Origin of the sequence: Rhodococcus sp. Chr-9 (assembly GCF_000801125.1) — a bacterium.
Taxonomy (GTDB): Bacteria; Actinomycetota; Actinomycetes; order Mycobacteriales; family Mycobacteriaceae; genus Rhodococcus; species Rhodococcus pyridinivorans.
This window is the reverse complement of the sequence record NZ_JTIZ01000084.1, coordinates 1-1,410: the sequence shown is the minus strand read 5'-3', so window position 1 is coordinate 1,410 and position 1,410 is coordinate 1. Positions and strand designations below refer to the sequence as shown.

Sequence of the window (1,410 nt, the reverse complement as noted above, 5' to 3'; positions counted from 1 at the left end):
GCGCAGGGTGCGGTAGACCTCGATCAGGTGGTCGGTGGACGCGTCGCCGGTGTCGGGGATCTCGTCGCCGGCGAGCACCGTCTGCAGGGCGGTGGCCTGGGTCTTGCCGAGTTCGACGCCCCACTGGTCGAACGAGTCGATCCCCCACACGACGCCTTGGACGAAGGTCTGATGTTCGTAGAAGGCGATGATCTGCCCGACCACCGACGGGGTCAGTTCCGGGGCGAGGATCGTCGTCGACGGCCGATCCCCGGGCATCACCTTGTGCGCCACCAACGCCTCGTCGACGCCGTCGGCGCGGACCTCGTCGGCATCACGCCCGAAGGCCAACACTTTGGCCTGGGCGAACATGTTCGCCAGCAACAACACCTGCATGCTGGTCTGCCCGTCGCGGGCGGGCAGGTCGTCGCCGCTACGGGCCAGGCCGAGAAAGTCGACGGGGACGATCTCGGTGCCCTGGTGCAGCAACTGGAAGAAGGCGTGCTGACCGTTGGTACCGGGCTCACCCCAGAACACCTCCCCGGTCGGACACACCACCGGTGTGCCGTCGGCGCGCACGGATTTGCCGTTCGATTCCATGGTCAGCTGCTGCAGATAGGCCGGCAGCCGCGCCAGATCCTGCGCATAGGGCACCACCGCGCGCGACCGATAACCGAGGACGCTCGCATTCCACACCCCGATCACCCCCGCCAGCAACGGTGCGTTCTGTGCCGGGGCGGTGGTGGCGAAGTGGGTGTCGATGGTGTGCATGCCGGCGAGGAACTCGGCGAACCGCTCGCGTCCGATGGCGCACATCACCGCCAGCCCGATCGCCGAGCCGACCGAATAGCGGCCGCCGACCCAGTCCCAGAATTCGAACATGTTCGCCGGGTCGATGCCGAACTCGACCACCCGCTCGGTGTGCGTCGACACCGCGACGAAATGCTTCGCCACCGCATCTTCCCCGAGGGCGTCGACGAGCCAGCGGCGGGCGGCGGTGGCGTTGGAGAGGGTTTCGAGGGTGGAAAACGTCTTCGACGCGACGATGAACACGGTCGTCGCCGGGTCCAGGTCGGCCAGCGCCGCGGTCAGATCGGCGGGGTCGACGTTGGAGACGAACCGCGTCGCCGGCCCGTCGTGGAAGCGCCGCAGTGCGCGGGTGACCATCGCCGGGCCGAGATCGGAGCCGCCGATGCCGATGTTGACCACCGTGGTGATCTGCTGCCCGGTGGCGCCGCGCCAGTCGCCGCTGCGGAGGCGGTCGGTGAACTCGCCCATCCGGTCGAGCACGGCGTGGACATCGGCGACGACATCGACCCCGTCGACGATCAACTGCGCATCGCGGGGCAGACGCAGGGCGGTGTGCAGCACCGCCCGATCCTCGGTGACGTTGATGTGCGCACCCGAGAGCATCGCCTCCCGAGCCGCGGC

Annotated in this window: 1 protein-coding gene; it reads right to left on the bottom strand. The window is 68.8% G+C overall.

Annotation, left to right across the window (positions count from 1 at the left end; translation table 11 throughout):
* On the bottom strand, positions 1 to 1,410 hold a 1,410-nt coding region (gene pgi / locus QR64_RS11895), incomplete at both ends, for a glucose-6-phosphate isomerase (protein WP_039585312.1).